This is a genomic window from Tardiphaga sp. 813_E8_N1_3 (genome assembly GCF_051811025.1).
GTDB lineage: Bacteria > Pseudomonadota > Alphaproteobacteria > Rhizobiales > Xanthobacteraceae > Tardiphaga.
The window spans coordinates 5,704,388-5,729,250 of the sequence record NZ_JBPWQE010000001.1; the positions used below are offsets into that span (position 1 = coordinate 5,704,388).

Below are 24,863 nucleotides of genomic sequence, written 5' to 3' on the forward strand. Positions count from 1 at the left end.
ATCCGCCGGCCGGTTCGAGCGCTTCTCAGATCATGGACGCGCGAACGAGGTCGCAAACCGGTGCTTGCTCGGGCTGAATTCGCGCTTGAGGCCGGGGACTAGGCCATAAAAGGCCGCGTTAGGTCAATGGTTTAAGACGAGAAACGGGGCCGCGGCGGGTCCCTGTCGTCTCACCCCGCCAGCGACACGGCCGTGCCATAGGCCCGGACAAAGCCGTGCTCAACCACGGTGTTGCGGCCACGCCGTTTGGCGGCGTAGAGCGAGGCATCGGCTGCCTCGATCAGGTCCCTGGCAGTCTCCAGTGTGGCGGGCGTCGCTGAGGCTACGCCGACACTGACGGTGACCCGCTGATGCGCGCTGGTGGCATGGGGGACCGACAGATTCCAGATGGCAGCGCGCACCATTTCGCCGATCTGGACGCCGCGGGCGACCTCGGTGCCCGGTAGCAGCAGGCAGAATTCCTCGCCGCCATAGCGGCCGGCAAAGCCCGAGCTGCGATCGGCCAGATTCGAGAGCGCTTCGCCGACGCGCGCCAGGCAGGCATCGCCTTCGGGATGGCCATAGGTGTCGTTGAAGAGTTTGAAGTGATCGACGTCGATCATCATCAGCGTCAGATGGTCGCCGGACTGCTGGGCTTTCAGCCATTCGAAGTCGAGGCGGCTTTGGAAGCCCCGCCGATTCGCCAGGCCGGACAGCATGTCCACCGATGCCAGCACCGTGAGCTGCTCGTTGCTGGCGCGCAATTCGCGTTCGCGGCCACGTAGTTGCGCTGCCATCCCGTAGAATGCGCGTGCCAGCGGCACGAACTCGGCCGGCAACGTGTTGCGCGCAACGCGCGCCGACCAGTCACCGCGGCCAAACCTCTGCGCCATGGTTTCCATCATCTGGATCGGCTTGATGATCAGTCGCTCCGCAACCACAAGCGCGCCAAGCAGAACGAACAGGCAGACGAAGGCGAGCTGCAAATAAGCCGTGCGGATTTCGCGATCGGCAACCGCCGAGACTCGGGCCTCGTCGATGCTGACGATCAATTGCGCGCCGGTACCGGGGATTGTCGCGAATGATACGGCGCGCTGTGAACCGTCACTGGCGCTGAATGACAGCGAACCGGTCTGCTTATCTGTATTGCGCAGATGCGCTTCGATCATCGTCAATAGAGCAAGGTCTTCCATCGGCCGACCGATCGCGCTGGCGTTTGTCGGCGGCGCTGCAAGCACGGTGCCGGCATGATCGACCAGCAGTGTCGTGACACCGGGCCGGTCGCCGAGATTGCCCATGATCTTCGACATCCAGTCGAGATTCACCGCCGCCAATACCACGGCATCGTCGTCCTTGGTCAGGCCCGGTGCGAGATAGGCAGCCATCACCGTTGGTTGGTTCGTCAAGCGGCTGAACAGATAATCGCTGACGACAAACTCACCGGTCGCTATCGCTTTCTTGAAATAGGGGCGATCGCTGAAATCGAATCTCTGCTCGATGACTTCCGGCCAGGTCGAGCACATGGCGATGCCATCCGCGCCGGCCACTGTCAGGCTGCGCAGCCACGGCATATCGCCGCGGAGGCTCGCCCGCATAATGGCGCAGCTCCGATTCACCTGAGCGGCCGACGTATAGATGTAGGCGGATGATTTCAGCACGGCCTCGATCGAGGCGAAGACTTCGCGCTGTGCATCGGCGCTGTGCTGGGCGACACCAGCGAAATCACGCGCGGCCGTCGCGATCTGGTGGGTGCGCGTCGCATCGAGTGAGCGAATTCGCTCCGCCATTAATGGCCCGACCAGAATGAGGGCCAACAGGACCAGTCGAGCGCGAATACCGAGAGCTCCCCTAAGCCTCGCTTTATTGCGGTTAATACCGATGCGTGACATCTTCGATCCCTAAGCCCCGCGGACATAGGTACTCCAAAGCCTTCAAAAAGCCTTTCCCGGATTCGTTAAACTGCAATGGATCTCAAGAAAGTTCGCGCCTTGGTTGAAAATAAATCCGTGCAAGAGTCGTCGAGCGTAACGCCTTCTTTACCAACCGGCGGACTCGCATCGGTCGAGTACGATATCTTCCGCGCGTGTAACGAAGCGCGGCGGGATCGCAGTTCTGTGACTTTGATCGCGGTGTCGAAGACCTTCGAGGCTGATGCAATTGCGCCCGTGATCCAGTCCGGTCAGCGTGTGTTCGGCGAAAATCGCGTCCAGGAGGCAAAATCCAAGTGGCCGGCGCTGATCGCCACTCAACCCGCGATTGCGTTGCATCTGATCGGGCCTTTGCAGTCCAACAAGGCCAAGGAAGCGGTCGCCTTGTTCGATGCGATTCACTCGGTCGATCGCCCGAGCATTTGCGAAGCGTTAAGCAAGGAGATGAAGGCGCAGCAGCGGACGCCACAGCTCTTTGTACAGCTCAACACCGGTGAGGAGCCGCAAAAGGCCGGCATCGCGCCGGGCGAGGCCGATGATTTCCTGGCCCGCTGTCGCGATACATATGGGCTGACGATTTCCGGATTGATGTGTATTCCGCCGGTTGACGATGCGCCGGCACCGCATTTCGCGCTGACAGCGAAGATCGCTGCACGTAACGGATTGACTGGGTTGTCGATGGGCATGAGTGCCGACTTCGCCATCGCCATCCAGTTCGGCGCGACTCATGTGCGCGTCGGCTCGGCGATCTTCGGGAAACGGTAGTTCTTCTCTCACCTCTCTCACTTCCGGTAATGGGCCGTTGGCGCTTTGCCTGAAGTGAAAAGTTCCCGACCGCGCGCCTGAAGGTGCGCCATAATGTCGCACCAATCCGTCTCGACTGTGTCCGACGCGGGACCCAGCCCCGCGAGAGGGACAGACATGCTACTTTCGCTCCGCCACTTGGCTTCTGGCCACGCTGACCATGCCGGTCGTTGCCATGGCGCAGATCATCAGCATCACGATTGCTCCACCGGAACTGCCGGTCTACGAGCAGCCCGCCATTCCCGCGCCTGGCTATATCTGGACGCCCGGCTTCTGGGCCTATGGTCCGGACGGTTACTACTGGGTGCCCGGCACCTGGGTCGAGCCGCCTCAGGTCGGCCTGTTGTGGACGCCGGGCTATTGGGGCTGGCATGGCGGCTATTACGGCTGGAACGCCGGCTACTGGGGAACGCAGGTCGGTTTCTACGGCGGCGTCGATTACGGCTACGGCTATGGCGGCGCTGGTTATGGTGGTGGGCGCTGGACCAACGGCGTGTTCGCCTACAACCGAACCGTCAATAACTTCGGCGGCGTCGCCGTCACGAATGTCTACAACCAGACCATCGTCAACAATACGACCAACATCACGCGGGTCAGTTTCAACGGCGGCGCTGGCGGCACAACCGCGCAGCCGACGCCGCAGGAGCAGGCCGTCGCGCACCAACCACACATCGCGGCAACGGCTGTACAAACCCAGCACGAACATATCGCGAGCACCAACAGAGCGCTGCTCGCGTCCGAAAATCATGGCCGTCCGGCGATTGCGGCGACTGCCAAGCCGGGTGAATTCGCTGGCAAAGGTGTCGTGGCAGCGCGGGAAATTGGGCCGGCTGCCGCGCGGCCGGCGGCGACGTTCGTGCCCGCGGCACTTCCTTCGACCGGCGCCAAACCGCCTGCAAACAGGCCGGTTGCGAACGCAATGCCTGAGAACAAGGGGCCATCGGCGGCCGTCGCACATGCGACGACCAATGGCGCAGTCCCGCCGAACGCGCTGAACACGGCAGCCAAGCCGCTTACGGTCAGGCCGCCTGTCGCCCCGCACCCGGCGGCTCCCAGGATGGCCGCTGTCGCGAAACCGCCGGCCCCGCCGCATGTTGCCGCCGCGCGGCCAGCGCCGCATCCGGTTGCAGCTCGTCCGGCTCCTCATCCTCCGGCGCGGCCGAAGGCGCCGCCGCATAACGATCCGCACAGGAAGCCGGAGTAACCGATCAGTCTGGCCGGGTCATTCAATCTCCGGTCAGATCTTCCCGTCTCTTCTAAAAATCTGAAGGCTGGGTCTGCACCAGATTTAGCCGATGACGATGCGCGTTTGCGGTCCGATCCGGGCCAGCAGCCGCAGCATGGCTGGCTTGGTCATCGCAACACAGCCAGCGGTCGGCGCGAATTTCTGGCGTGCGAGATGCAGGAACACTGCGCTTCCCCGTCCGGCGATCCGCGGCCGGGTGTTCTGGTCGATCTCGATGATGAAATCGTAGAGATGATCCTCGCGGGCCAGTCGGTCGCCGTCATTTCCACGATCGAGGCGCACAGGCCGATTGTAGTGCCGGTCAGATGGATCCTCGCACCAGCCATCCGTGGGGGTGATCGGGCGGATTGGCAGAAAGCTACGCGGACGTGGATGGCGGTCGGCTCGCCACCACAGCCGGATGGGGCGAAACGTCCCACGCGGCGTTCCGCCATCGCCTTCGCGTTTGTTCGCCTTGATTCCGCCGCGGCCGAGCGCGACGGGTATGGTTGTGTGGTCGGTCGTCAGCCATCCACGGAGTCTGTCTCCGGCTGACGCGCGAATGTGAACCATAGTTAGCGGTCGATCACGCAAGCTTGTTCGATAAGTGTCTGAAATAACGAGACTTCCCATCCGAATCGCGAACTCCGCCTTGCTATTTACCGCAAATGTTCTATTTCGCGCTGCAGCAGTACATTCGCCGGGAATGTCGCTGATTTTGCGCTAGAATATGCGCTAACGGCGAAGCCTGTCACGATTTCTGGCCCACTGTTTCAGCGCGGCGTACAACGCTCCGCCGCAGCCGTTCAAAGGATTGTCGCAATGCCCAATGCCCGCAAGATCCTGATCGTGGATGACGATACTGATTTGCGCGAGGCGCTGGTCGAGCAGCTGTCGCTGCACGAAGAGTTCGAGGCCTCCGCTGTCGACACCGGCGCCAAGGGCGCTACCGCAGCCAAGGCCAATTCCCCCGATCTGGTCCTGATGGATGTCGGCCTGCCCGATACGGATGGTCGCGAAGTCGTGCGCAGCCTACGCAAAGGTGGCTTCAAGGCGCCGATCATCATGCTGACGGGACACGACACCGATTCCGACACCATTCTCGGTCTGGAGTCCGGCGCCAATGATTATGTCGCCAAGCCGTTCCGCTTCGCCGTGCTGCTGGCGCGTATCCGTGCGCAGCTCCGTCAACACGAAGCCAGCGAAGACGCTGTTTTCACTGTCGGTCCCTATAGTTTCCGGCCTGGCTCCAAGATGCTCACCGGCGCCAATGCCAAGAAGGTCCGCCTGACCGAGAAGGAAACCGCGATCCTGCGCTTCCTGTATCGCGCCGGCCAGTTGCCGGTGTCGCGCGAGACGTTGCTGCAGGAAGTCTGGGGCTACAATTCCGGCGTCACCACGCACACGCTGGAAACGCATATCTATCGGCTGCGTCAGAAGATCGAGAAGGACGCCGCCAATCCCGAAATCCTGGTGACGGAAGCCGGTGGCTACAAGTTGGTGCCGTGATACGATTGGGGAGCCGATTCGCCATTAGCTGTTCGGTGCCCTCCTTCGCGCGTCCCGATCACACGGTTCTACATGTCGATCGATGATGATGTAGCCCTGCTTGAGCGCGTCCCGACATTGCGCCTGTTGGGTATCGCCGCTTTGCGCGTGATCGCGATCGGCTCCGAACAGCAGGAATTTGCACGGGGCTCCGTGTTGTTCCGGCAGGGCGACGATGCCGATTGCGGCTACGTCGTCCAAACCGGCGCATTCCGCATCAGTCTCGACGACGGCAGCGATCATGAAGTGATCGCAGGCCCCGGCACATTGATGGGCGAACTTGCATTGCTGGTGGCGATGCAGCGACCCTCGACGGCGGTCGCCACGGAATATTCCAGCACGATCCGGATCACACGCAGCCTGTTTCAGCGCGTGCTCGACAGCGATCCCGCTGCCGCGCGCCGTCTGCGTGACGACATGGCGACCCGCGTCAGCCAGCTCGCCAGCGACGTGACGTTGATCGGCGCCAAGCTCAGCCAGTAACTGATATCAAAGCTCCAGCACCGTCGTGACCGGTACGTGGTCTGATGGCCGTTCCCATCCGCGTGCATCACCGGTCACGGTGAAGTCGCGGATTGAATCTTTCAGTGCGGACGACACCCAGATGTGATCGAGGCGGCGGCCGCGATTCGACGCTGCCCAGTCGGCGGCTCGGTAGCTCCACCACGTGTAGATCTTTTCCGACAGTGGAATGCGTTCGCGCGCGACGTCGATCCAGTTGCCTTCGCTCTGCACGGCGAGCAGCTTTTCGCACTCGATCGGCGTATGCGACACAATCTTCAGCATCTGCTTGTGCGACCACACGTCATTCTCATGTGGCGCCACGTTGAGATCGCCGACCAGGATGTGACGCGCGTCGCCGCGCGGATGCAGCGGCTCGCAGGTCTTCATCTCGTCGAGGAACGAGAGCTTGTGCGCGAACTTCGCATTCACGTCCGGATCCGGAACGTCGCCGCCGGCAGGCACATAGAAATCATGCACGATCAGCGGCACGGCCATGCCGGCCTTTTCGCCGAACGATACCGAGATGTGGCGTGAGTCCAGATTGTTGCAGAACACGCGGATGTCGCTGCTCTCGAACGGAAGTTTCGAGACGATGGCGACACCGTGATAGCCCTTCTGTCCGTTCAGCACGACATGGTCATAGCCGAGCTGTTTGAAGCGCTTGAGCGGAAAGGCATCGTCCGGGCACTTGGTTTCCTGCAGACACAGCACATCCGGCTGCATCTCTTCGAGAAACTTGGCGACAAGGTCGATGCGCAATCGCACCGAATTGATATTCCAGGTAGTCAGGGAAAAACGCATGGAAATCCGATGGTGAGACGGCGCAAGCGCGCCTGCTCATCATGAGGGCATCACCTGCAGCGAAAACTAATTCGCGCCGCTGGTGGGATACTTGGTGAAGTCGATCTTGAACAGCCCCGGGTCGGGCTTTTTCGCGGTATCGAGATTGTAGATCGCGACCGTGGTGTCATAGCCCTGCGGGTCGGTGACGGTCCACTGCTTGAGCTGGCCATCCTTGGTGCCGACCATCAGCATCAGGCGCGAGGTGCCGACCAGCGCGTTCTTTTCCTCAATGGTCACCGACGTATAGAGGTCGTCAGCGGTGACGGCGACCACATTGGTGTCCTTCATCAGGTCGATGCGATCGGACAGCAGATAGCGCAACGGTGTCTGCGACAGCGGGTAGATGTCCTGGGTTGCCAGCTTGGAATCGCGGACGGCGAGCGACTGGCCATCGGACACCATGGCGATGGTCGTCGGCGCATCATATTCGAAACGGACCTTGCCGGGCTTCTGGATGAAGAAGTCACCGGTGGTGCGGCTGCCGTCTGGCCCCACCTGAACAAAGTTACCGCTCAGATTGCTGAGTGATGACAGATAGCTGCTTACTTTACTTGCCTGGGCCTTTTGATTGGCGTCGAAGGTCATGAAAATGCTGGCGGGAACGTTGCGGCGAGGATCCGGAATGATCGGATTCGGTGGCGTGGATGTCGTCGCCGATGTCTTGGGTGCAATTGCGACCGGCGGCCGAACGGCCTGGGGCTCGGAAGCCGACATCTGGAAACTGCCATTGCTGCGCGCCAGCGGTGCAGGTCGCGGCAAGGGGATTGATTGGGCGTAGGCCGAGGGCGCCACAATGGCGGCGACAAACGTCGCGACGAGGCCGGCTGCGCCGATGCGCAGGAAAGACCGGTCTGCGGCGTGATGGGTCGGGCGTCTCATCAAGGCGTCGTCCTGCTCGGCGGGTTCGGCGCATTTTACCGCGCTTTGCGTCAGAATGGGTACCGGTTTTGCGGTCCGGCCGGCGGTCTCTTGCGCCCCCGTCGCGGCTGGCGCCGCCAGCGCAGGCGCTAACCCGGAGCTGTGGCGATTTCGCGACTCGAAAGCGGGATTGTCCATCGGCAGGGTCAAACTCTCAGAACCCGCTTTCTTCTTCTTCGATCAGAATCTCGCGTTTACCGGCATGGTTTGGCTGACCAACGATGCCTTCATTTTCCATGCGCTCTATCAGCGACGCTGCGCGATTGTAACCGATCTGCAGCCGGCGCTGGATGTAGCTGGTCGACGCCTTGCGGTCGCGCTTCACGATGGCAACGGCTTGCTGGAACAGATCGCCACCACCGCCATCGGCACCCATGCCGGTCGAATCGAATACCGCGCCGTCCTCGCCTTCTTCCGGTTCTTCGGCGGTGACCGCCTCGAGATATTCCGGCTCGCCCTGCGTTTTCAGGTGGCGCACCACCTTCTCGACTTCCTCGTCCGACACGAAAGGACCGTGTACGCGCGAGATGCGACCGCCGCCAGCCATATAGAGCATGTCGCCGCGACCGAGCAGTTGCTCGGCGCCCATCTCGCCCAGGATGGTGCGGCTGTCGATCTTCGAGGTGACCTGGAAGGAAATGCGCGTCGGGAAGTTCGCCTTGATCGTGCCGGTGATGACGTCCACCGACGGACGTTGCGTCGCGAGGACGACGTGCAGACCGGCGGCCCGTGCCATCTGCGCGAGGCGCTGCACCAGGCCTTCGATATCCTTGCCGGCGACCATCATCAGGTCGGCCATTTCGTCGACAATGATGACGATATAGGGCAGCGGCGCGAGATCGAGTTTCTCTTCCTCGTAGATCGCCTTGCCGGTTTCCTTGTCGAAGCCGGTGTGAACGGTGCGCGAGAGCTCCTCGCCCTTGGCCTTGGCTTCCACGAGGCGCGCATTATAGCCGTCGATGTTACGCACGCCGAGCTTGGCCATGCGCTTGTAGCGCTCTTCCATCTCGCGCACGGCCCATTTCAGTGCGACCACGGCCTTCTTCGGATCGGTCACGACCGGCGTCAGCAGATGCGGGATGCCGTCATAGACGGAGAGTTCGAGCATCTTCGGATCGACCATGATCAGGCGACACTGATCCGGCCGCAGCCGGTAGACCAGGCTGAGAATCATGGTGTTGATAGCGACCGACTTGCCCGAGCCGGTGGTACCGGCGATCAGCATATGCGGCGTGCGCGCAAGGTCGATGATGATCGACTCGCCGCCGATATTCTTGCCGAGGCAGAGCGGCAGCTTGATGCTGCCGTCATTGGTGTCCTGCACGGTCAGCAGTTCGCGCAGGTAGACGTTCTCGCGATGTGCGTTCGGCAGCTCGATGCCGATGGCGTTGCGACCGGGGACGACGGCGACGCGGGCGGACAGCGCGCTCATGGAGCGCGCGATATCGTCGGCAAGGCCGATCACGCGCGACGACTTGATGCCCGGTGCAGGCTCCAGTTCATACAGCGTGACGACGGGGCCGGGATTGGCTTTGACGATTTCGCCGCGCACGCCGAAGTCCTGCAGCACGCCTTCCAGCGCGCGCGAATTGGCTTCGAGTTCGGCCTTGCTGAGCGGCTTGCGATCGGCGGCCTTCGGCGCGGTGAGCATGCCGACAGAGGGCAGTTCGAACTTGCCGTTGGATTTGCGCACCGGCTCCTTGGCCGAGGATTTCTTGCGCGCCTTCGGGGCGGGCTCCTCTTCCTCTTCTTCCTCCTCGTAATCCTGCTCTTCGTCTTCGTCGTGACCGCTCTCGTCTTCGTCATGCGGCGCAATTGACGGACTGTTGCGACGACCGCCGAGGTTGGGTTCCTGACGTTCGAAGGAGGCCGCGCGCGCTTTCGGCTCGCTCGCGACCATCTTGCCATAGACCAGCGAGAGCAACCGGCCGAGACGCGCCTTCGCGCTCATCACCGCATGCGCGGCCCAGCCCAGCGAAACCGAAATTGAGCCGCGATCGCGAGCTTCATCTTCCTCGAACGGCTCGTCGTCTTCCTCGATGTCGATCTCGGCAAATTCTTCCTTCGCTTGCGCGCCATAGCCGCAGGCGATCAAGAAAGTCACGATCATCGCCGCGCAGAGAATAAAGCCGAGGACGAATCGATAGATGAAGCCGACGGGACCGAAGACGACCGCGGGCGCGCGAAACAGCGCGTCGCCGACTACGCCACCGACGCCGGTCGGCAGCGGCCACGACCCGCCGTGCTGCCAGCAGCTGGCAAAGCCTGATGCAATGATGGTGCAAAGGACCCAGCAACCGATGCGCAGCGCTTCGCGATCGAAATGCCGATGCGTCATCATCCGCCAACCCCAGACGGCGATGGTGAGAATCATCATGATCGCGCCGAGGCCGAGGATCTGCATCAACAGATCGGCACCGATCGCGCCAGGATAACCGGCGACATTGCGGATCGCACGCGAGGTGGCATGGCTCAGGCTCGGGTCCTGCACGGACCATGTCATCATCGCTGCCGCCGCGACACCTGCGGCGCAGACCAGGCCAAAGCCGGCGAGTTCGCGCAGCCGACGACCCAGCATCTCGCGAATTGACGCGGGCAGATGGCCGACCAGAGGAATGACGCGTTCGATCGTGGTGCTCATACCGGAGTGCTCATGCGCCCTGCATTAATCCAGGATCTTCAATTCAAAATTTTCACCAGCCGATGCAAAGCCTCGGCTGTCGTTTCACTGTCCTGCACCATGGCCAAACGAATATAGCCGGCGCCGGGATTGCTGCCGTCGGCCTGCGGGCGCGCCAGATAACTTCCGGGCACCACGCGTACGCCGCCATCGCGATACAGTCTCACGGTTGCCTCTTCGTCGCCGCCATATGCGGAGACATCGAGCCACAGGCAGAAGCCACCGGCCGGTCGCTTGTAGCCGTAGCGATTGCCGAGGATCTGATCCGCAAGATCGAACTTCAAGCGGTAGAGTCTGCGATTCTCTTCCACATGCGCTTCGTCGCTATAGGCGGCAACTGCGACCTGTTGCAGCGGCACCGGCACCTGCGGCGCGGCCACGTTGCGCAATTCGTGAAACGCGCTCAGGAATCTCTTGTCGCCAGCGACGAAGCCGACGCGCATGCCGGGCAGGTTCGAGCGCTTAGACAGCGACTGAAACGCAACGACATTGGCATAGTCGGGTCCGGCTGACGCCAGCATGCTGCCGGGCGCGGCCTGTGTGTAGATTTCCGAATAGCATTCGTCGGACAGCACGATGAAACCGTAGCGCAGCGCGAGGTCGTGCAGCTTTTTGAAATAAGCGGGCGTCGCGACGGCGCCTTGCGGATTGGCCGGCGATGCGACGTACATCGCGACCGTGCGTGCCAGCGTCGCTTCATCGAGCGCGTCGAGATCGGGAAGGAAGCCGTTGGCCACTGTGGTCGGCATGAAGATCGGCTCGCAACCCGCGGCGCGCGCACCGGCGCCGTAGGCTGGATAGAACGGATTTGGCAGCAGGATCGCCGGCGTGCCTTTGCGCGGGCCGACAAAGCGCGCGGCCGTGATCGCGGCGAAGAACAGGCCTTCACGGCTGCCATTCAGCACCAGCACTTCGGTTTCAGGATCGAGGGTGCGCGGAAGATTGAAGCGCGTACTCATCCACGTGGCGGCGGCGCGGCGGAACGGCTCGATGCCCTTGGCGATCGGATAGCGGCCGAAATCGGCGGTGTGTTTGGCGAGGATCGGCCCAACGAAATCCGGCACCGGGTGCTGCGGTTCGCCTAATGACAGTGTGATCAGCGGTTGGCCGGGCTGATATGGCGCCAGCAATTCCGTCAGTCGCGCAAACGGCGAACGCTCGCCATCGGGCCTAGCCGAGGTCCGGCTGCCAGCGCCTTGCGCCGCGGAAGGAGGAGCGGTGAGTGCCATCAGAAAAACGCCAGTACTTTCAAGGCAGCCGATCGCCCCGTGAGATCGGCCGAAACGGGATCAAACCACCATAGATACGGCGAGGTTAAGACGCGATTAACCATCGAGGGGCCGGCCTTGCTATCACACGTTCAGCGGCCGTCCAGGCCTGCGCGGGGATCAGAATGGCACCCCAAAAAGTGAAAGGCCCCAGCTTGCGCTGGAGCCCTTCGACGGTTGGGACATTGCCGGGTAGTGCCCCAACCGATCCCTTTGTGAGCATCCCGGATCGATGAGCCGGGATGGCTCGTGACGCTTACATGTTGTAGGCGCGTTCGGTGTGCTCGGTGACGTCGAGGCCTTCGCGCTCGACTTCAACATTGACGCGGAGACCGACGATCACGTCGACGACCTTGAACAGGATCGCCGAACCGACGCCCGACCACACCAGCGTGGTCGCGACAGCCTTACACTGGGCGATCATCTGGGTGACCATGTCGTAGTCGCCGATCTTGCCGGCGACGTAGTCCATGACGCCCGTGCCGCCGAGGGCCGGGTTGACCAGGATGCCGGTGCCGAGCGCGCCGATGATGCCGCCGACGCAATGGACGCCGAACACATCGAGCGAGTCGTCATAGCCAAGCGAGTTCTTCACGACGGTGCAGAAGAACAGGCAGACGACGCCTGCGACCAGACCGAGAACCATCGCGCCCATCGGGCCCGAGAAGCCGCAAGCCGGGGTGACGGCGACGAGGCCGGCAACCGCGCCCGATGCTGCACCGAGCAGCGACGGGTGACCCTTGGTCATCCACTCCGCGAACATCCAGGCCATCGCCGCAACCGCAGTTGCGAGGAAGGTGTTGGTCATTGCGAGAGCGGCAGTGCCCGAGGCTTCGAGGTTCGAACCGACGTTGAAGCCGAACCAGCCAACCCACAGCAGGGACGCGCCGATCATGGTCATGGTCAGCGAGTGCGGAGCCATCAGCTCCTTGCCGTAGCCGGTGCGCTTGCCGATGATCAGGCAGCCCACGAGGCCAGCAATACCGGCGTTGATGTGAACGACGGTGCCGCCAGCGAAGTCGAGAGCGCCCCACAGGAACACCTGGCCGGCATCGGCCATGACTTCGTCAAGCTTGGCCTGAGCGGCAGCCTTCGCATCGGGAGCCGCTGCAGCAACAGCCTTGGCAGCTGCGACAATGGCGTCCGGACCAGCCCAGTACCAAACCATGTGCGCGATCGGGAAGTAGATCAGCGTCACCCAGAGCGGCACGAAAAGCGCCACAGCCGCGAACTTGGTGCGTTCGGCGAAGGCGCCGACGATCAGGCCCGGGGTGATGGCAGCGAAGGTCATCTGGAAGCAGAAGTAAACGAGTTCCGAGATGTTGGCGTCTGCGGTGAACGAAGCAGCCATCGAATCAGGTGTCACGCCGGCGAGGAACGCCTTCGAGAAACCGCCGATATAGGCCGAACCGCCCGTGAAGGTGATGCTGTAGCCATAGAGGGCCCACAGCACCATCACGATACAGGCGGTGTAGAGAACCTGCATCAACACCGAGAGCATGTTCTTGGAACGGACGAGGCCGCCATAGAACAGGGCGAGGCCCGGGACGGTCATCAACAGAACCAGCACCGTCGAGGTCATCATCCAGGCGTTGTCGCCTTTGTTGACCGTCGGATCGGCGTAAGCCGCAGTTGCGGCGAACAGGCCAACGGCGAGTGCCGCCAATCCCGCGCCAGAGGGACGCTTAAACGTCATTGTGTTTGACTCCTGATTGAAGAATGGGTGAGCGCGAAATCCGAGGAATTCGACTTAGAGGGCTGCAGCATCGGCCTCGCCGGTGCGGATGCGAACCGCGTGGTCGAGGTTGATGACGAAGATCTTGCCGTCGCCGATCTGGCCGGTCTTGGCGGCCGTGGTGATGGCTTCGATGGTTTTGTCGACCTGATCGGAAGCGACAGCTACCTCGATCTTGATCTTGGGCAGGAAGCTCACCGCATATTCAGCGCCGCGATAAATTTCCGTATGGCCCTTCTGCCGGCCATATCCTTTGACTTCCGTGACCGTCAAACCATGAACGCCAATGGCGGTCAGGGCATCACGGACTTCCTCAAGCTTGAATGGCTTGATGATCGCCATAACAATTTTCATGGGTCCTATCCCCGCTTGGGCCCGACCGAAAACCGACCGGGCGATCTCGACTGAGGTTCACCACGCGGAGAAGTTCACTACGCGGGCACAGCCAGACCAGATAGAATCAAATGCCGTGCCAGATCGGTGGAATTCTCTAACGGTTTATGAATCCCCAGCTTTTCGCGTTTCTCAGGCATTGAGACAGAGTGCGCTATTCGGTCGCGCCCAAACTCTAGTCAATTCTGCTCAAAATGGAAGCATGACAGGCTCTCGACATATTCCTGCTCAGGCGGCGGGCAGCCGGGAGGTGTCCAAATACGTCAATTCGAGGCAAAAACCTCAAAATTGTCTAATCTGGAGGCCTTCCAACCAGCGCGCGCAGAGTCGATCCTGCTCAACTGAAAAAAGCAGCCGAGGGCTTCTCAGGAAGGTTCCGAGCTGACCGTCAGCAGCTCCTGACAGTAACGGCTTGCGCTGGCGTATTGCCTAAAGCGCGTCGCTGTCGGTCTCGCCGGTGCGGATACGCAGGGCGTGGTCGATCGGGGTCACGAAGATCTTGCCGTCGCCAATCTGGCCGGTCCGGGCTCCGCTGGAGATGACCTCGACCGCCTTGGCTACGAGATCGGATGCCACAGCGATTTCGAGCCGCAGCTTGGGCAGGAAATTCACGATATACTCGGCGCCGCGATACATCTCGGTATGGCCCTTCTGCCGGCCATAGCCTTTCACTTCGGTCACCGTCATGCCGTGGACGCCGATAGCCGTCAAAGCCTGACGCACTTCATCGAGCTTGAAGGGTTTGATGATCGCGACCACGAGCTTCATGCAGGGCTTCCTCTTCGGGGCGGTGTAAGACCCTGCTTACGCAATCACGCAACTTTATGCCATCCCTGTTGGCACGGCGCGTGGAAATTGGGCGCCGGCGCTGCCTTCGGGCGGGCCAACTGCACGCCAGGACGGCAAGCAGTATCCCGGACTGGAAGCGACGCGACTTACGTCGCTGGCTTCTCGCGTCGCTCGCGCACTGAGCCTTCCTGTGCCACGGTCGCCACCAGCGTGCCGTCGGGCTTGAAGATCAGGCCGCGCGCGAGGCCACGGCCGGTCTGGGCGCTCGGCGAATCCTGGCTGTAGAGCAGCCATTCGTCGGCGCGGAACGGGCGGTGAAACCACATGGCGTGGTCGAGACTGGCCGCCATTGCCTGACCGTCGAACAAAGTGCGGCCATAGCGGGCCATGATGGAATCCAGCAGTGAAAAGTCCGACGCGTAGGCCAGCGCGCACATATGGAGCGCCGGATCGTCCGGCAGCTTCGCGGCGGTACGAATCCAGAAATTAATCCGGCCCTCCGGAATCTTCTCGCCGGCATAACGCTGGAATTCGACCGGACGCAGCTCGATCGGCCGGTCAGACTCGTAATAGCGGCGGATGAAATCGGGCATCTTCTCGATGATCGGATGTTTCGAGAGCTCTTCCGCAGTGAGCTTGTCCGGCGGTGGCACGTCCGGCATCGGATCCTGGTGGTTGAACGAGTCCTCCTCCTCGGCGTGGAACGACACTATCATCGAGAAGATCGCGTGGCCGTGCTGGATCGCGGTGACACGCCGGGTCGAATAGCTCTTGCCGTCGCGCAGGCGCTCGACCTCGTAGACGATCGGAATCTGCGGGTCGCCGGGCAGGATGAAATAACAATGCAGCGAATGCGGCATGCGGCCTTCGACGGTGCGGCACGAAGCCACCATGGCCTGGCCGATCACCTGGCCGCCGAACACCCGCTGCCAGCGCGTTTTCGGGCTGCGACCGCGGAACATGTTCACCTCGATGGTCTCGAGATCGAGGATATCGATCAGATCGATCAGGCTCTTGGACATGTCGGCATCTTTCGCTCAGCGGCAATATTAAGGGAGGTTTACCAAGACCTTGGCCGTGCAGGCCCCGGTCCCATTGCCGCCCTTGTTTCGCGATCCTGTTTCGCCCAGCTATAAGCGCGTGGCAACAGCGAGAACGGATATCATGACGGCACAACGAGGCATTGTCATCGGCGGCGGAGCGTTTGCCGGGCTGGCATTGGCGCTGGCGTTGCGGCAGGGGCTTGGCCCCGATCTGCCGATCATTGTCGCCGATCCCGCGCTGGCGGCGAGGCCGAGCCGCGATCCGCGTGCCACGGCCATCGTTGCTGCCTGTCGGCGGCTGTTCGATGCTCTCGGTGTCTGGGATGCCGTGGCCGCCGAAAGCCAGCCGATCCTCGACATGGTCGTTACTGATTCCAAGCTGGAAGACGCCACTCGTCCGACCTTCCTGACCTTCGGCGGTCATGTGGAGCCGGGCGAGCCATTCGCACATATGGTCGAGAATCGCCGGCTGATCGACGAACTCGTGATCCGCGCCGAAGCGGCGGGCGTCGACCTGCGTGCGACTGCGGTGACGACGTTCGATTCAAGGGCCGACGGTGTCAGCGTCACGCTCGGGGATGGCAGTGTGATCGAGGCTGGCCTGTTGGTCGCCGCCGATGGCGCGCGCTCCAAGCTGCGTGAGCGCGCGGGTATTGCGACCCATGGCTGGGACTATGACCAGTCCGGCATCGTCGTCACCGTCGGCCATGAGCGCGATCATGACGGACGTGCCGAAGAACACTTCCTGCCCGCCGGGCCGTTCGCAATTCTGCCTTTGACTGGCAAGCGTTCGTCGCTGGTGTGGACCGAGAAGCGCGCGGAAGCCGCACGCATCGTCGCGTTGCCGGACGATGAATTCCATGCCGAGCTTGAGCAGCGCTTCGGCCTGCACCTCGGCGAGGTCAAAGCACTCGACAAGCCGCGCGCCTTTCCGCTCGGCTACTTCGTCGCGCGCTCCTTCATCGGCGAACGGCTGGCGCTGATCGGCGATGCCGCGCATGTGATCCATCCGATCGCGGGGCAGGGACTCAATATGGGTCTCAAGGACGTCGCGGCCTTGGCAGAGACCATCGTCGATGCTGCACGGCTTGGGATGGATTTCGGGCAGAGCGATGTGCTTGAGCGCTACCAGCGCTGGCGCCGCTTCGACACCATGACGATGGGTGTCGCCACCAATGTGCTGAACGTCCTGTTCTCGAACGACCTGCCCTTCGTGCGCAGCATCCGCGACATTGGTCTCGGTATCGTCGATCGGCTGCCACCGTTGAAGGGCGCGTTCATCAAGCAGGCTGCGGGATTGTCGGGGGAAGTGCCGCGGCTGTTGAAGGGCGAGGCGCTATAGTCAGCACGTCATGCGGTTACGTCGCTCAACGTGGATGGTTTCTGATTCTTCTCGCCTTCGAACAGCGAGCGCTCGCGGATCAATCCTTCGCCGACGAGATCGAAGAAGGCCCTGACGCGCGCCGTATTCTTCAAATCCGCATGAGTCACGATCCAGAGTTCACCCTCGAGTTCCTTGAGGGGCTCAGATAGTGCTCTTGCCACCCCGGTGTCGTGATCTGCGAGATAGCATGGCATCAGCGCGAGCCCGATGCCGGCTTTCGCTGCGACGAGCTGGTTGACCAGACTGTTTGTCCGATAGACGAAGGCATTCGATGGCGCGGCGCGTGACAGCCAGTCGGCAGCCCCGATGCCTGATGTTGTTTCCTCCCAGCCGATCAAGGAATGGCGATCGATCTCGGATGGATTCGATAACGGGCCGCCAATTGCCTCGAGATAGGCAGGGGCGGCATAGAGCCCCCACGCGATGGCCGACAGTCTACGTCCCCAAAGATCGCCTTCCTTCGGACGGATAGGGCGCAATGCGATGTCGGCTTCGCGGCGCGACAGGCTCAGCACGCGGTTGTCGATCACCAACTCCACGACGATGCGGGGGTGAGCCTGCTGGAACGTGGCGAGAAGCGGCGTCAGCCGGCTATAGGCCAGCGTTTCGGACGACGTGACCGTCAGGCGGCCGGACAGACGATGATCGCGGCCGGATATGTCACGATCAAGCGCCAGCGCCTCGTCTTCCATGCGCTCCGCGCCGGCAGCCATCCGCGCACCGGCTTCGGTCGCTTGGTAGGCGCCGCCTGGAAGCCGTTCGAATAGTCGCACGCCAAGCTTGTCCTCCAACGCTTTCAGGCGGCGGAAGGCCGTGGAGTGATCGACTCCGAGTGTTATCGCCGCCGCTGTCAGACTGCCCGCGCGTTGGATGGCGAGCGCCAGCCGAAGTTCGTTCCAATCATCCATGTTGACGAAGATAGCAGTGTGCTTGCTTGCAGTCACGCAAGCGTCGCTGGCGAAATGCCAATGGGACTTGCGTCTGCGCGGACGCTACCTTGCTGGTGCAATAGCGACACCACGACGGACGCGATGAAAGATCCAGCCATGAAACTCTATTACGCCACCGGTACCTGCTCGCTCTCACCTCACATTGTTGCGAACGAAGCCGGTATTCCGCTTGAACTCGTGCGGGTGGATATCCGGAAGTCGCCCCATGTCACCGAGGCGGACAGCGACTATTCGGCGGTGAACCCTAACGGCTACGTGCCGGCGCTAGCGCTTGATGATGGGACAGTGCTGACCGAGGGCACCGCGATCGTTCAATACCTTGCGGACCTCAAACCCGAGAGCAGGTTGGCGCCACCAGCGGGCACACCGCAGCGTGTCGAGCTGCAATCCTGGCTCAACTTCATTGCCACCGAACTCCACAAGATGTTTAGCCCGTGGCTGTTTCACCCCGAATATGGCGCACAGGCGGGAGATGTTGCACGCGCAAAGATCGCAGAGCGGCTGGCGTCGGTCGAACGCCATCTGGCAGCGGGCAGGCTGTTCCTGCTCGGAGAAAGCTTCACGGCGGCCGACGCCTATCTGTTCACGATCGTCGGGTGGTCCAACTTCGCCAAGGTGGATCTGTCCAACTTTCCGCATCTGCGCGACTTCATGGCCCGCGTCGAGGCGCGGCCCGCCGTGCAGCAGACGATGCGCGCCGAGAGAATAAAGGTGAGCGCATGACCATGGATCAGCCAGATGCGCCATCATCTCTGCCCTTACGTGCAGCGAGCGGCCATCGTGCTTGCCGAAAAGGTTGTCCGTTTCGAGCGGTGCTATATCGATCTCGCGCACAAGCCGGATTGGTTTCACGAAATCTCACCGCTGGGCAAGGTTCCGCTTCTGCTTGTCCGGCGCGACGGCAACGACACCGCCGTTCTCTTCGAGAGCGCGGTGATCTGCGAATATCTCGAAGAGACGCAGACAGGCGTGCGGCTCCACCCATCCGATCCGCTCGAACGAGCCAGGCACCGTGGCTGGATCGAGTTCGGCTCGTCGATCCTCGCCGATCTGTGGGGATTCGAGACGGCCACCGAAGCGAACAGCTACGAAGCGAAGCGGAAGATGCTGGCCGGAAAATTCGGTCGCATCGAGGACGTGCTAACCGCAGCGCCATTTTTTGCGGGGCGGCACTTCAGTATGGTCGATGCGGTTTACGCGCCGATCTTTCGCTACTTCGATGTGTTCGATACCATCGCTGACACGGAAGTCTTCGCCCAAACACCCAAGGTTCGGGCATGGCGGGCAGCGTTACGCGGGCGTCCGAGCGTAGCGAACGCCGTCACGGCCGACTACGCCGACCGGCTGCGTGCATTCCTCGCTGAACGGGACGCTCATCTTCTCAAGATCGCAGCATGAGGAAGCCATGAGCCAGGGTGTCGCATGGCTGCTGCTGATCGTGGCCGGGCTTCTGGATGTGGGGTGGGCGATCTCGATGAAATATGCGGCGGGTTACACCCGGCCGGGCTGGACCATCCTGTCGCTGATTTTCCTCGCCGCGTTCGTCTATCTGCTCGGTCGGGTTCTGGAGGTTTTGCCGGTGGGATCCGCCTACGCGGTATGGGTCGGGATTGGTGCAGCCGGCACGGTCCTGTTCGGAAGCGTGCTGTTTGGCGAGTCGATGAGTCTGCTGCGTGGCGGTGGGGTCGCGCTCATCGTAGCGGGCATCGTCGCCCTGAGATTTGCGCCGGCATGAGCCGCTACATCAGAAATTCAGTCGATCTTCCGCGCTTCTTCCGGCAGCATGATCGGAATGCCATCACGGATTGGATAAGCAAGCTTGGCCTGGCGCGAGATCAGCTCCTGGCGGGCCGCATCGAATTCGAGTTGCCCCTTGGTCAGCGGGCACACCAGAATCTCGAGCAGCTTGGCGTCGACGGTGCTTTCGGCGCGCTCGATTGGCGGTGTGGTCATGGGTGCGCTCCGGTGATGCGGTCGTGGATCATGGTTATTTATCAGAATTACTGCAGCGGTGGGTCGCCGCTGGTGCGCTTCTTGGCCAGATCCATTTCAGTGACAGCGATCAGGATCTCGGCGCGGGTCTTGAGATCGGGCGCTTCGAGCATCGCCTGCTTCTCGGGCGGACCATAGGGCGACATCATCGCCAGCGCATTCACCAGGGCCTCGTTGGGGGCCTTGTCGATGCCTTCCCAATCCACTTTCAGGTTGTTGGCCTTGAGGAAGTCGTTGAGCACCGCGAGCAGCGCGGTCCGATCCACATCATCTTCGCCTTTGCGTGCGGTAAAATCGTCGATGAAGGGGAAGTAGTCGACCTTGCACTGCCGGTACGCGGTCAGCACCGAGAGTTCCTGCACCACCTCGAAACGGGAAACGCCGGTCAGTTCGAGGATGTAGCGGCCGTCACCGGATTCGGCGAGCTGGGTGATGCGCCCGACACAGCCGACTTTGAACAGTGCCGGCCTGGCCTCATCGGGCGAATGCGCCGCGTCGGGCTGGATCATGCCAATCAGCCGGTGCCCGTCGCGAAGCGAATCGTCGATCATCGCCAGATAACGCTGCTCGAAAATGTTCAGCGGCATCTGGCCACGCGGCAGGAGCAGTGCACCCGGTAACGGAAAGACCGGGATCACCTCGGGAAGTTCGGCAGGCCCGCGATAGTCGGCATTGATGGGCATGTCCGGTTCCGATTCGTCACGCGAGGAGAATTACGAGAACAGGATAGTCGATAACCGCCTGCGACCGTCAACGGTGGCCTCATCCGTCGGTCCCCAGGCGTCGAAGAGCTGGATCAATTGCTTGCGGGCGCCGTCGTCGTCCCATTTGCGGTCACGCTTGACGATTTCGAGCAGATGACCGGTGGCCTCGCTGCGCTGGTTGCCGGCATTGAGCGCGATCGCAAGGTCGAAGCGGGCTTGATGGTCGAGCGGATTCGCCGCGACCTTCTGTTCCAGTTCGGTGACCGGACCGAGCGCGCTGGCCTGTTCGACCAGGTCGATCTTGGCCTGCACGGCCTTGACCGCAGCGTCCTCACGCTTCGCGACCGGGACGAGCTCAAGCGTCTGCTTGGCCTGCTCAATGGCGCCGGTCTCGACGTAACAGCGGGCAAGACCAGCAATGGCGGCGATATTGCCGGCGTCGGCGGCAATCACCTCGCCATAGATCGAGGCGGCGGTCGCCGGATCGCCCTCAGCCAGAATCGCTTCAGCTTCCTGAAGCAACTCTGCTGCCGTCGGCTCGGCCCCAGGCATGCCGGCTGTCAGCTTGTCGATGAACGCGTTGACCTGGCTCTCCGGAACCGCACCCATGAAGCCATCGGCCGGCTGGCCGTTGACGAAGGCAATCACGGCCGGGATCGACTGGATGCCCATCTGGCCGGGAATCTCCGGATTCTCGTCGATGTTCATCTTGACCAGCTTCACCTTGCCCTTGGCGGCGGTCACGGCTTTCTCGATGACAGGAGTCAGCTGGCGGCACGGACCACACCAAGGCGCCCAGAAGTCGATCAGGACCGGCTGGCGCTTGGATTCCTCGATGACGTCCTGCACGAAGGTGCGGGTGGTCGTGTCCTTGATGAGAGCGGTTGCTGCCTGCGGCGTCGAACCTGCCTGCGGCGCCTGTGCGCCGCCCTGATCCATGATGGTCACGTGAACCTCGCTCGATGTCTGAAAAATTTGGCTGCTTCTAGCATGGCCTGAGCGATTAAATGGCGTTCGTGACAGTAATTTGCAATCCGGTGAAATAGGTCCGGCAGGGGCCGTTTCGACCCGAGAGGCGACATTTGGCTGTTTTGACCCATTTTCTGGGCGGAATCAGGCTCAAAGGGCCATAAACCGCGATTAACTCGTCGCGATCCGAGATGCAGTCTAACTGTTGCATTCGCCACCGGCATTTGGCATAGGTCTGCGCGTCGGCGGCGAGCAATCGCCGCCTGTCTTCTCGGATGCGGGTGTAGCTCAGTGGTAGAGCACGACCTTGCCAAGGTCGGGGTCGAGGGTTCGAATCCCTTCGCCCGCTCCAGAATTTTCCTGGTTTTTTGGCATCAGTTTTATCGATCGCAGGCCGCCGTCAGGCGGCCTTGTCGTTTGTAATCCGCAGGCACGCAGATCCGCCCCGCATCGCTTGAAATCATCGGGCGTTGGGCAGACAATCCACGGGCGAAGCGGGTACGAGACTGACGATGCCGTCGACCACTGATTCCAACCTGGAAATTGCCAAGCGTGCCAATGACGAGGCGCGGGCGGATTTTGCGACCTGGGTGATGATGGCGAAGCTGAAAAGCCTCGACGCGCTGCCGCAGGAAGCCCAGACATTCTATGCGGGCTATCTCGCGCTGCTGGCGCGTGGCAAACAATCCGAGCCAGCCGCGGCCGAAGCCACCATCCAGACTGTCTACCGCAGCTATTATTCCCGCATGGGCGGCACCGGCATCGCGCCCATCATCAAGACGGCTTCGAGATCAAGACCAATGCCCGACGACAACAATAACAACGTCACGCCTTTTCGCCGGATCAAGCCCAACACGCCACCGCCCCCGCGCGAAAAGAAGAAGCTGCCGGTCGCGCTGATCTTCATCGGGCTGATCTTGCTGGCCGTGGCCTGGCGCTATCTCACCAAGGGCAGCCTTTAAAAAAAAACGTAGCAATGATCGCGCGATGATGCGGTGCGATGCGCCAATTGCATCAGGCTACTGGAACTAACTCTCAAAATTTCTTTTCAAGATGTCGTCGTGATGGCGACGTCTTTCATTTGCGCGAGCGTTAGTTGCGCTTTTCACTTGCGACATTTGTGCTAGCATCTCACTGTCTGAGAAATCACAGACCAATAAAGTTCGTCTCGAACGTTCAATTAAGACATAGCAGCCGCAATAAGCTGCACAGGGAGTGACGCGATGAAATCGATGACTGGTCGATCCGTTGTTGCGTGCGCCGCCATCCTCGCTACGGCGATCGGCATGGCCTCGCTCAATCAAGCGAGCGCACAGCAGAAGCTCAAGAGCTACAAATCCGATACCAAGGAATTCTGGACCAATCCGCCGGACGACTGGTTCCTCGGCGACGAGACCGAGGCACAGAAGGGCCTCGCGCCACCGTCAGGTCCGCCGACCGGTGCGTCCGACGCCGAACTCGCAGCCATGATAAAGAAGATCAAGCTGCCGCCGGGATTCAAGATCGAGGTCTATGCATCCGGCGTGCTGGCGGCGCGGCAGATGGCCTGGGGCGATAAAGGCACGCTCTTTGTCGGCTCGTTCGGCCTCGGCAACGTCTATGCGATCACCGACAAGGGCGGCAAGAAAGAGGTCAAGACCGTCATCAAGGGCATGAAGATGCCGACGGGCATCGCCTTTCAGGACGGTGCGCTCTATGTGATCGATATCAACAAGCTGATCAAATACGAGAATGCCGAGGCAAATATCGACAAGCTCGGTGACGGCAAGGTGGTCTATGACGACATGCCGTCATTCGCAGCGCATGGCTGGAAGTATCTCGCGCCGGACAAGGACGGCTGGTTCTACGTTCCGTTTGGACCTCCCTTCAACATCGGCATTCCGCCGACCAGCCTCTCGCAGATCCGCCGTGTCGATCCCAAGACCGGCAATGCCGAAATCGTGGCGCTCGGCGTTCGCAACAGCGTCGGCGGCGATGTCGATCCCCGCACCGGCAAATACTGGTTCACCGAAAATGCGCGCGACTGGATCAGCGACGATATGCCGAGCGACAAGCTCAACATGATCTCGAAGCTCGGCGAGCATTTCGGTTATCCGCATTGCCATCAAGGCAACATGCCGGATCCGAAATTCGCCATGGGTCACAAGTGCTCGGAATTCACGCCGCCGGTGTTGAATCTCGGCGCCCATGTCGCGCCACTGGGGATGAAGTTCTATACCGGCAACATGTTTCCTGCCGAATACAAGAACAACATCTTCATTGCCGAGCATGGTTCGTGGAATCGGCACAAGTATCAGGGCGCACGTATCAAGCGTGTGATCGCCGGGCCGGATGGGAAGAACGCCAAGCAGGAGATCTTCGCCTCTGGCTGGATCGAGGGTGACCAGGGCTATCTCGGCCGTCCTGCCGATATCGTCCTGGCCAAGGACGGATCGCTGCTGATTGCCGACGATTGGGCAGGCGCGATCTATCGCATCAGCTACGCGAAGTAAGTCGCGAATTGCGTGAGGCTGGAGTTGCGTCATCCGCAGCTCCAGCCTCATGTATTCTGGAATGGGAATGTGGCTCATGCATCGTTCTGCAATCGCGGCTGTTCTTGTCTTTCTAGTTCTTGGTTCTGGGTCCAGTCCGGCTGATGCCGCCGATATCGCCGCCGGCAAGGAGAAAGCCGAGCTCTGCAGTGGATGTCATGGCGAGAACGGCATCTCGCAAATGGAGAACGTGCCATCGCTCGCCGCCCAGCCGGATCTGTTTATCCAGTGGCAGCTGGTGTTCTTTCGTTCAGGCACGCGCAAGAACGAACAGATGCAGCCGATCTTGGAGCAGATCGACAACAACGACATCCGCAATCTTGGCGCCTATTTCGCCTCGCTGAAACCGCCGGAGGGCAAAAAGCCCGATGACAATCCGGATCTGTCGGCCAAGGGCGCGCAAGCGGCGGTCGGCCGTCGCTGTGCGTCGTGTCACACAGACAGTTATGGTGGCACGAAAGCGGTGTCGCGTATCGCCGGACAACGCGAGGACTATCTCGTCAAAGCGCTGCGCGATTACAAGTCCGGCGTCCGCGCCGGTGGCGGCATGGCAGCGATGGCCGAGGTTGCCTATTCGCTGAGTGAAGAAGAAATCACCGCGCTGGCGCATTATCTGGCGCGTCTATGAGATGAAAGCGTAGCCCGGATTGCGATTGGCTCAATCCGGGCTACGTCG

General features: G+C 61.5%; 25 protein-coding genes and 1 tRNA gene. 12 read left to right on the forward strand and 14 right to left on the reverse strand.

Annotated features, from left to right (window positions below; all coding sequences use genetic code 11):
- Window positions 1–170 precede the first annotated feature (170 nt).
- Window positions 171–1,868: a diguanylate cyclase domain-containing protein gene (locus AB8A33_RS27000; RefSeq protein WP_439095584.1), complete on the reverse strand. Its 1,698-nt coding sequence runs from the start codon at window positions 1,866–1,868 to the stop codon at window positions 171–173.
- 75 nt (window positions 1,869–1,943) lie between these two features.
- On the opposite strand from AB8A33_RS27000, the gene AB8A33_RS27005 reads away from it, so the two are divergent.
- On the forward strand, window positions 1,944–2,672 hold the full coding sequence (locus tag AB8A33_RS27005) for a YggS family pyridoxal phosphate-dependent enzyme (RefSeq protein ID WP_439095585.1): 729 nt from the start codon (window positions 1,944–1,946) through the stop codon (window positions 2,670–2,672).
- Window positions 2,673–2,871: 199 nt separating this feature from the next.
- Window positions 2,872–3,915 carry a hypothetical protein gene (locus AB8A33_RS27010; RefSeq protein WP_439095586.1) on the forward strand — a complete coding sequence of 348 codons (1,044 nt, stop codon included), beginning with the start codon at window positions 2,872–2,874 and terminating at the stop codon, window positions 3,913–3,915.
- A gap of 84 nt (window positions 3,916–3,999) precedes the next feature.
- Here the strand turns inward: AB8A33_RS27010 and AB8A33_RS27015 are convergent, their stop codons facing one another.
- Window positions 4,000–4,509 carry a L,D-transpeptidase family protein gene (locus tag AB8A33_RS27015; RefSeq protein ID WP_439095587.1) on the reverse strand — a complete coding sequence of 170 codons (510 nt, stop codon included), beginning with the start codon at window positions 4,507–4,509 and terminating at the stop codon, window positions 4,000–4,002.
- A gap of 249 nt (window positions 4,510–4,758) precedes the next feature.
- Here AB8A33_RS27015 and AB8A33_RS27020 point away from each other — a divergent pair, with 249 nt between their 5' ends.
- Window positions 4,759–5,445, forward strand: a complete 687-nt coding sequence (locus tag AB8A33_RS27020) for a response regulator transcription factor (RefSeq protein ID WP_068730214.1) — start codon at window positions 4,759–4,761, stop codon at window positions 5,443–5,445.
- Between the two features lie 72 nt (window positions 5,446–5,517).
- The gene (locus AB8A33_RS27025; RefSeq protein WP_184512497.1) at window positions 5,518–5,967 is read left to right on the forward strand and encodes a cyclic nucleotide-binding domain-containing protein; all 450 of its coding nucleotides are present in this window, start codon (window positions 5,518–5,520) and stop codon (window positions 5,965–5,967) included.
- A 6-nt stretch (window positions 5,968–5,973) separates the two neighbouring features.
- Here AB8A33_RS27025 and AB8A33_RS27030 read toward each other — a convergent pair whose 3' ends face one another.
- The 8 genes from AB8A33_RS27030 to tesB all read right to left on the reverse strand — a co-directional run bounded on the left by AB8A33_RS27030 (window position 5,974) and on the right by tesB (window position 15,636).
- Window positions 5,974–6,789 carry an exodeoxyribonuclease III gene (locus tag AB8A33_RS27030; protein ID WP_439095588.1) on the reverse strand — a complete coding sequence of 272 codons (816 nt, stop codon included), beginning with the start codon at window positions 6,787–6,789 and terminating at the stop codon, window positions 5,974–5,976.
- A 66-nt stretch (window positions 6,790–6,855) separates the two neighbouring features.
- Complete coding sequence (locus tag AB8A33_RS27035; protein WP_439095589.1) at window positions 6,856–7,710, reverse strand: outer-membrane lipoprotein carrier protein LolA; 855 nt, start codon at window positions 7,708–7,710, stop codon at window positions 6,856–6,858.
- 193 nt (window positions 7,711–7,903) lie between these two features.
- Window positions 7,904–10,390, reverse strand: coding sequence for a DNA translocase FtsK (locus AB8A33_RS27040; RefSeq protein WP_439095590.1), 2,487 nt, complete (start codon window positions 10,388–10,390; stop codon window positions 7,904–7,906).
- Window positions 10,391–10,428: 38 nt separating this feature from the next.
- Complete coding sequence (locus AB8A33_RS27045; RefSeq protein ID WP_439095591.1) at window positions 10,429–11,658, reverse strand: aminotransferase class I/II-fold pyridoxal phosphate-dependent enzyme; 1,230 nt, start codon at window positions 11,656–11,658, stop codon at window positions 10,429–10,431.
- A gap of 295 nt (window positions 11,659–11,953) precedes the next feature.
- A complete protein-coding gene (locus tag AB8A33_RS27050) occupies window positions 11,954–13,393 on the reverse strand; it encodes an ammonium transporter (RefSeq protein ID WP_068730209.1) in 1,440 nt (479 codons plus the stop codon).
- A gap of 54 nt (window positions 13,394–13,447) precedes the next feature.
- Complete coding sequence (locus AB8A33_RS27055; RefSeq protein WP_068730208.1) at window positions 13,448–13,786, reverse strand: P-II family nitrogen regulator; 339 nt, start codon at window positions 13,784–13,786, stop codon at window positions 13,448–13,450.
- 468 nt (window positions 13,787–14,254) lie between these two features.
- A complete protein-coding gene (locus AB8A33_RS27060; protein ID WP_092140987.1) occupies window positions 14,255–14,593 on the reverse strand; it encodes a P-II family nitrogen regulator in 339 nt (112 codons plus the stop codon).
- 167 nt (window positions 14,594–14,760) lie between these two features.
- Window positions 14,761–15,636, reverse strand: coding sequence for an acyl-CoA thioesterase II (gene tesB, locus AB8A33_RS27065; protein ID WP_439095592.1), 876 nt, complete (start codon window positions 15,634–15,636; stop codon window positions 14,761–14,763).
- Window positions 15,637–15,778: 142 nt separating this feature from the next.
- Between tesB and AB8A33_RS27070 the strand changes: the two genes are divergently transcribed.
- Entirely contained in the window at window positions 15,779–16,999 is a 1,221-nt protein-coding gene (locus AB8A33_RS27070) for a ubiquinone biosynthesis hydroxylase (protein WP_439095593.1), read from the forward strand.
- An 8-nt stretch (window positions 17,000–17,007) separates the two neighbouring features.
- On the opposite strand, the gene AB8A33_RS27075 is transcribed toward AB8A33_RS27070, so the two are convergent.
- A complete protein-coding gene (locus AB8A33_RS27075; protein ID WP_439095594.1) occupies window positions 17,008–17,985 on the reverse strand; it encodes a LysR family transcriptional regulator in 978 nt (325 codons plus the stop codon).
- A gap of 87 nt (window positions 17,986–18,072) precedes the next feature.
- On the opposite strand from AB8A33_RS27075, the gene gstA reads away from it, so the two are divergent.
- The 3 genes from gstA to AB8A33_RS27090 are packed head-to-tail and all read left to right on the forward strand — an operon-like array spanning window position 18,073 to window position 19,726.
- The gene (gene gstA, locus AB8A33_RS27080) at window positions 18,073–18,714 is read left to right on the forward strand and encodes a glutathione transferase GstA (RefSeq protein WP_439095595.1); all 642 of its coding nucleotides are present in this window, start codon (window positions 18,073–18,075) and stop codon (window positions 18,712–18,714) included.
- Window positions 18,715–18,729: 15 nt separating this feature from the next.
- Window positions 18,730–19,389 carry a glutathione S-transferase family protein gene (locus AB8A33_RS27085; RefSeq protein WP_439095596.1) on the forward strand — a complete coding sequence of 220 codons (660 nt, stop codon included), beginning with the start codon at window positions 18,730–18,732 and terminating at the stop codon, window positions 19,387–19,389.
- A 7-nt stretch (window positions 19,390–19,396) separates the two neighbouring features.
- Window positions 19,397–19,726, forward strand: a complete 330-nt coding sequence (locus AB8A33_RS27090) for a DMT family transporter (protein WP_439087125.1) — start codon at window positions 19,397–19,399, stop codon at window positions 19,724–19,726.
- A 17-nt stretch (window positions 19,727–19,743) separates the two neighbouring features.
- Here AB8A33_RS27090 and AB8A33_RS27095 read toward each other — a convergent pair whose 3' ends face one another.
- From AB8A33_RS27095 to trxA, 3 genes are read right to left on the reverse strand one after another with little or no spacing between them, the layout of a single operon-like run.
- A complete protein-coding gene (locus tag AB8A33_RS27095; protein ID WP_068730204.1) occupies window positions 19,744–19,944 on the reverse strand; it encodes a Trm112 family protein in 201 nt (66 codons plus the stop codon).
- 47 nt (window positions 19,945–19,991) lie between these two features.
- Entirely contained in the window at window positions 19,992–20,666 is a 675-nt protein-coding gene (locus AB8A33_RS27100) for an LON peptidase substrate-binding domain-containing protein (RefSeq protein ID WP_439087126.1), read from the reverse strand.
- A 30-nt stretch (window positions 20,667–20,696) separates the two neighbouring features.
- Window positions 20,697–21,635: a thioredoxin gene (gene trxA, locus AB8A33_RS27105; RefSeq protein ID WP_439095597.1), complete on the reverse strand. Its 939-nt coding sequence runs from the start codon at window positions 21,633–21,635 to the stop codon at window positions 20,697–20,699.
- A 298-nt stretch (window positions 21,636–21,933) separates the two neighbouring features.
- Between trxA and AB8A33_RS27110 the strand changes: the two genes are divergently transcribed.
- From AB8A33_RS27110 to AB8A33_RS27125, 4 genes are all read left to right on the forward strand, one after another.
- Window positions 21,934–22,008 (forward strand) — tRNA-Gly (locus AB8A33_RS27110).
- A 160-nt stretch (window positions 22,009–22,168) separates the two neighbouring features.
- Window positions 22,169–22,618, forward strand: coding sequence for a hypothetical protein (locus AB8A33_RS27115; RefSeq protein ID WP_170849625.1), 450 nt, complete (start codon window positions 22,169–22,171; stop codon window positions 22,616–22,618).
- A 261-nt stretch (window positions 22,619–22,879) separates the two neighbouring features.
- Window positions 22,880–24,148: a PQQ-dependent sugar dehydrogenase gene (locus AB8A33_RS27120; protein ID WP_439095598.1), complete on the forward strand. Its 1,269-nt coding sequence runs from the start codon at window positions 22,880–22,882 to the stop codon at window positions 24,146–24,148.
- Window positions 24,149–24,224: 76 nt separating this feature from the next.
- Complete coding sequence (locus tag AB8A33_RS27125) at window positions 24,225–24,815, forward strand: c-type cytochrome (protein ID WP_439095599.1); 591 nt, start codon at window positions 24,225–24,227, stop codon at window positions 24,813–24,815.
- The last annotated feature ends 48 nt before the right edge of the window (window positions 24,816–24,863 follow it).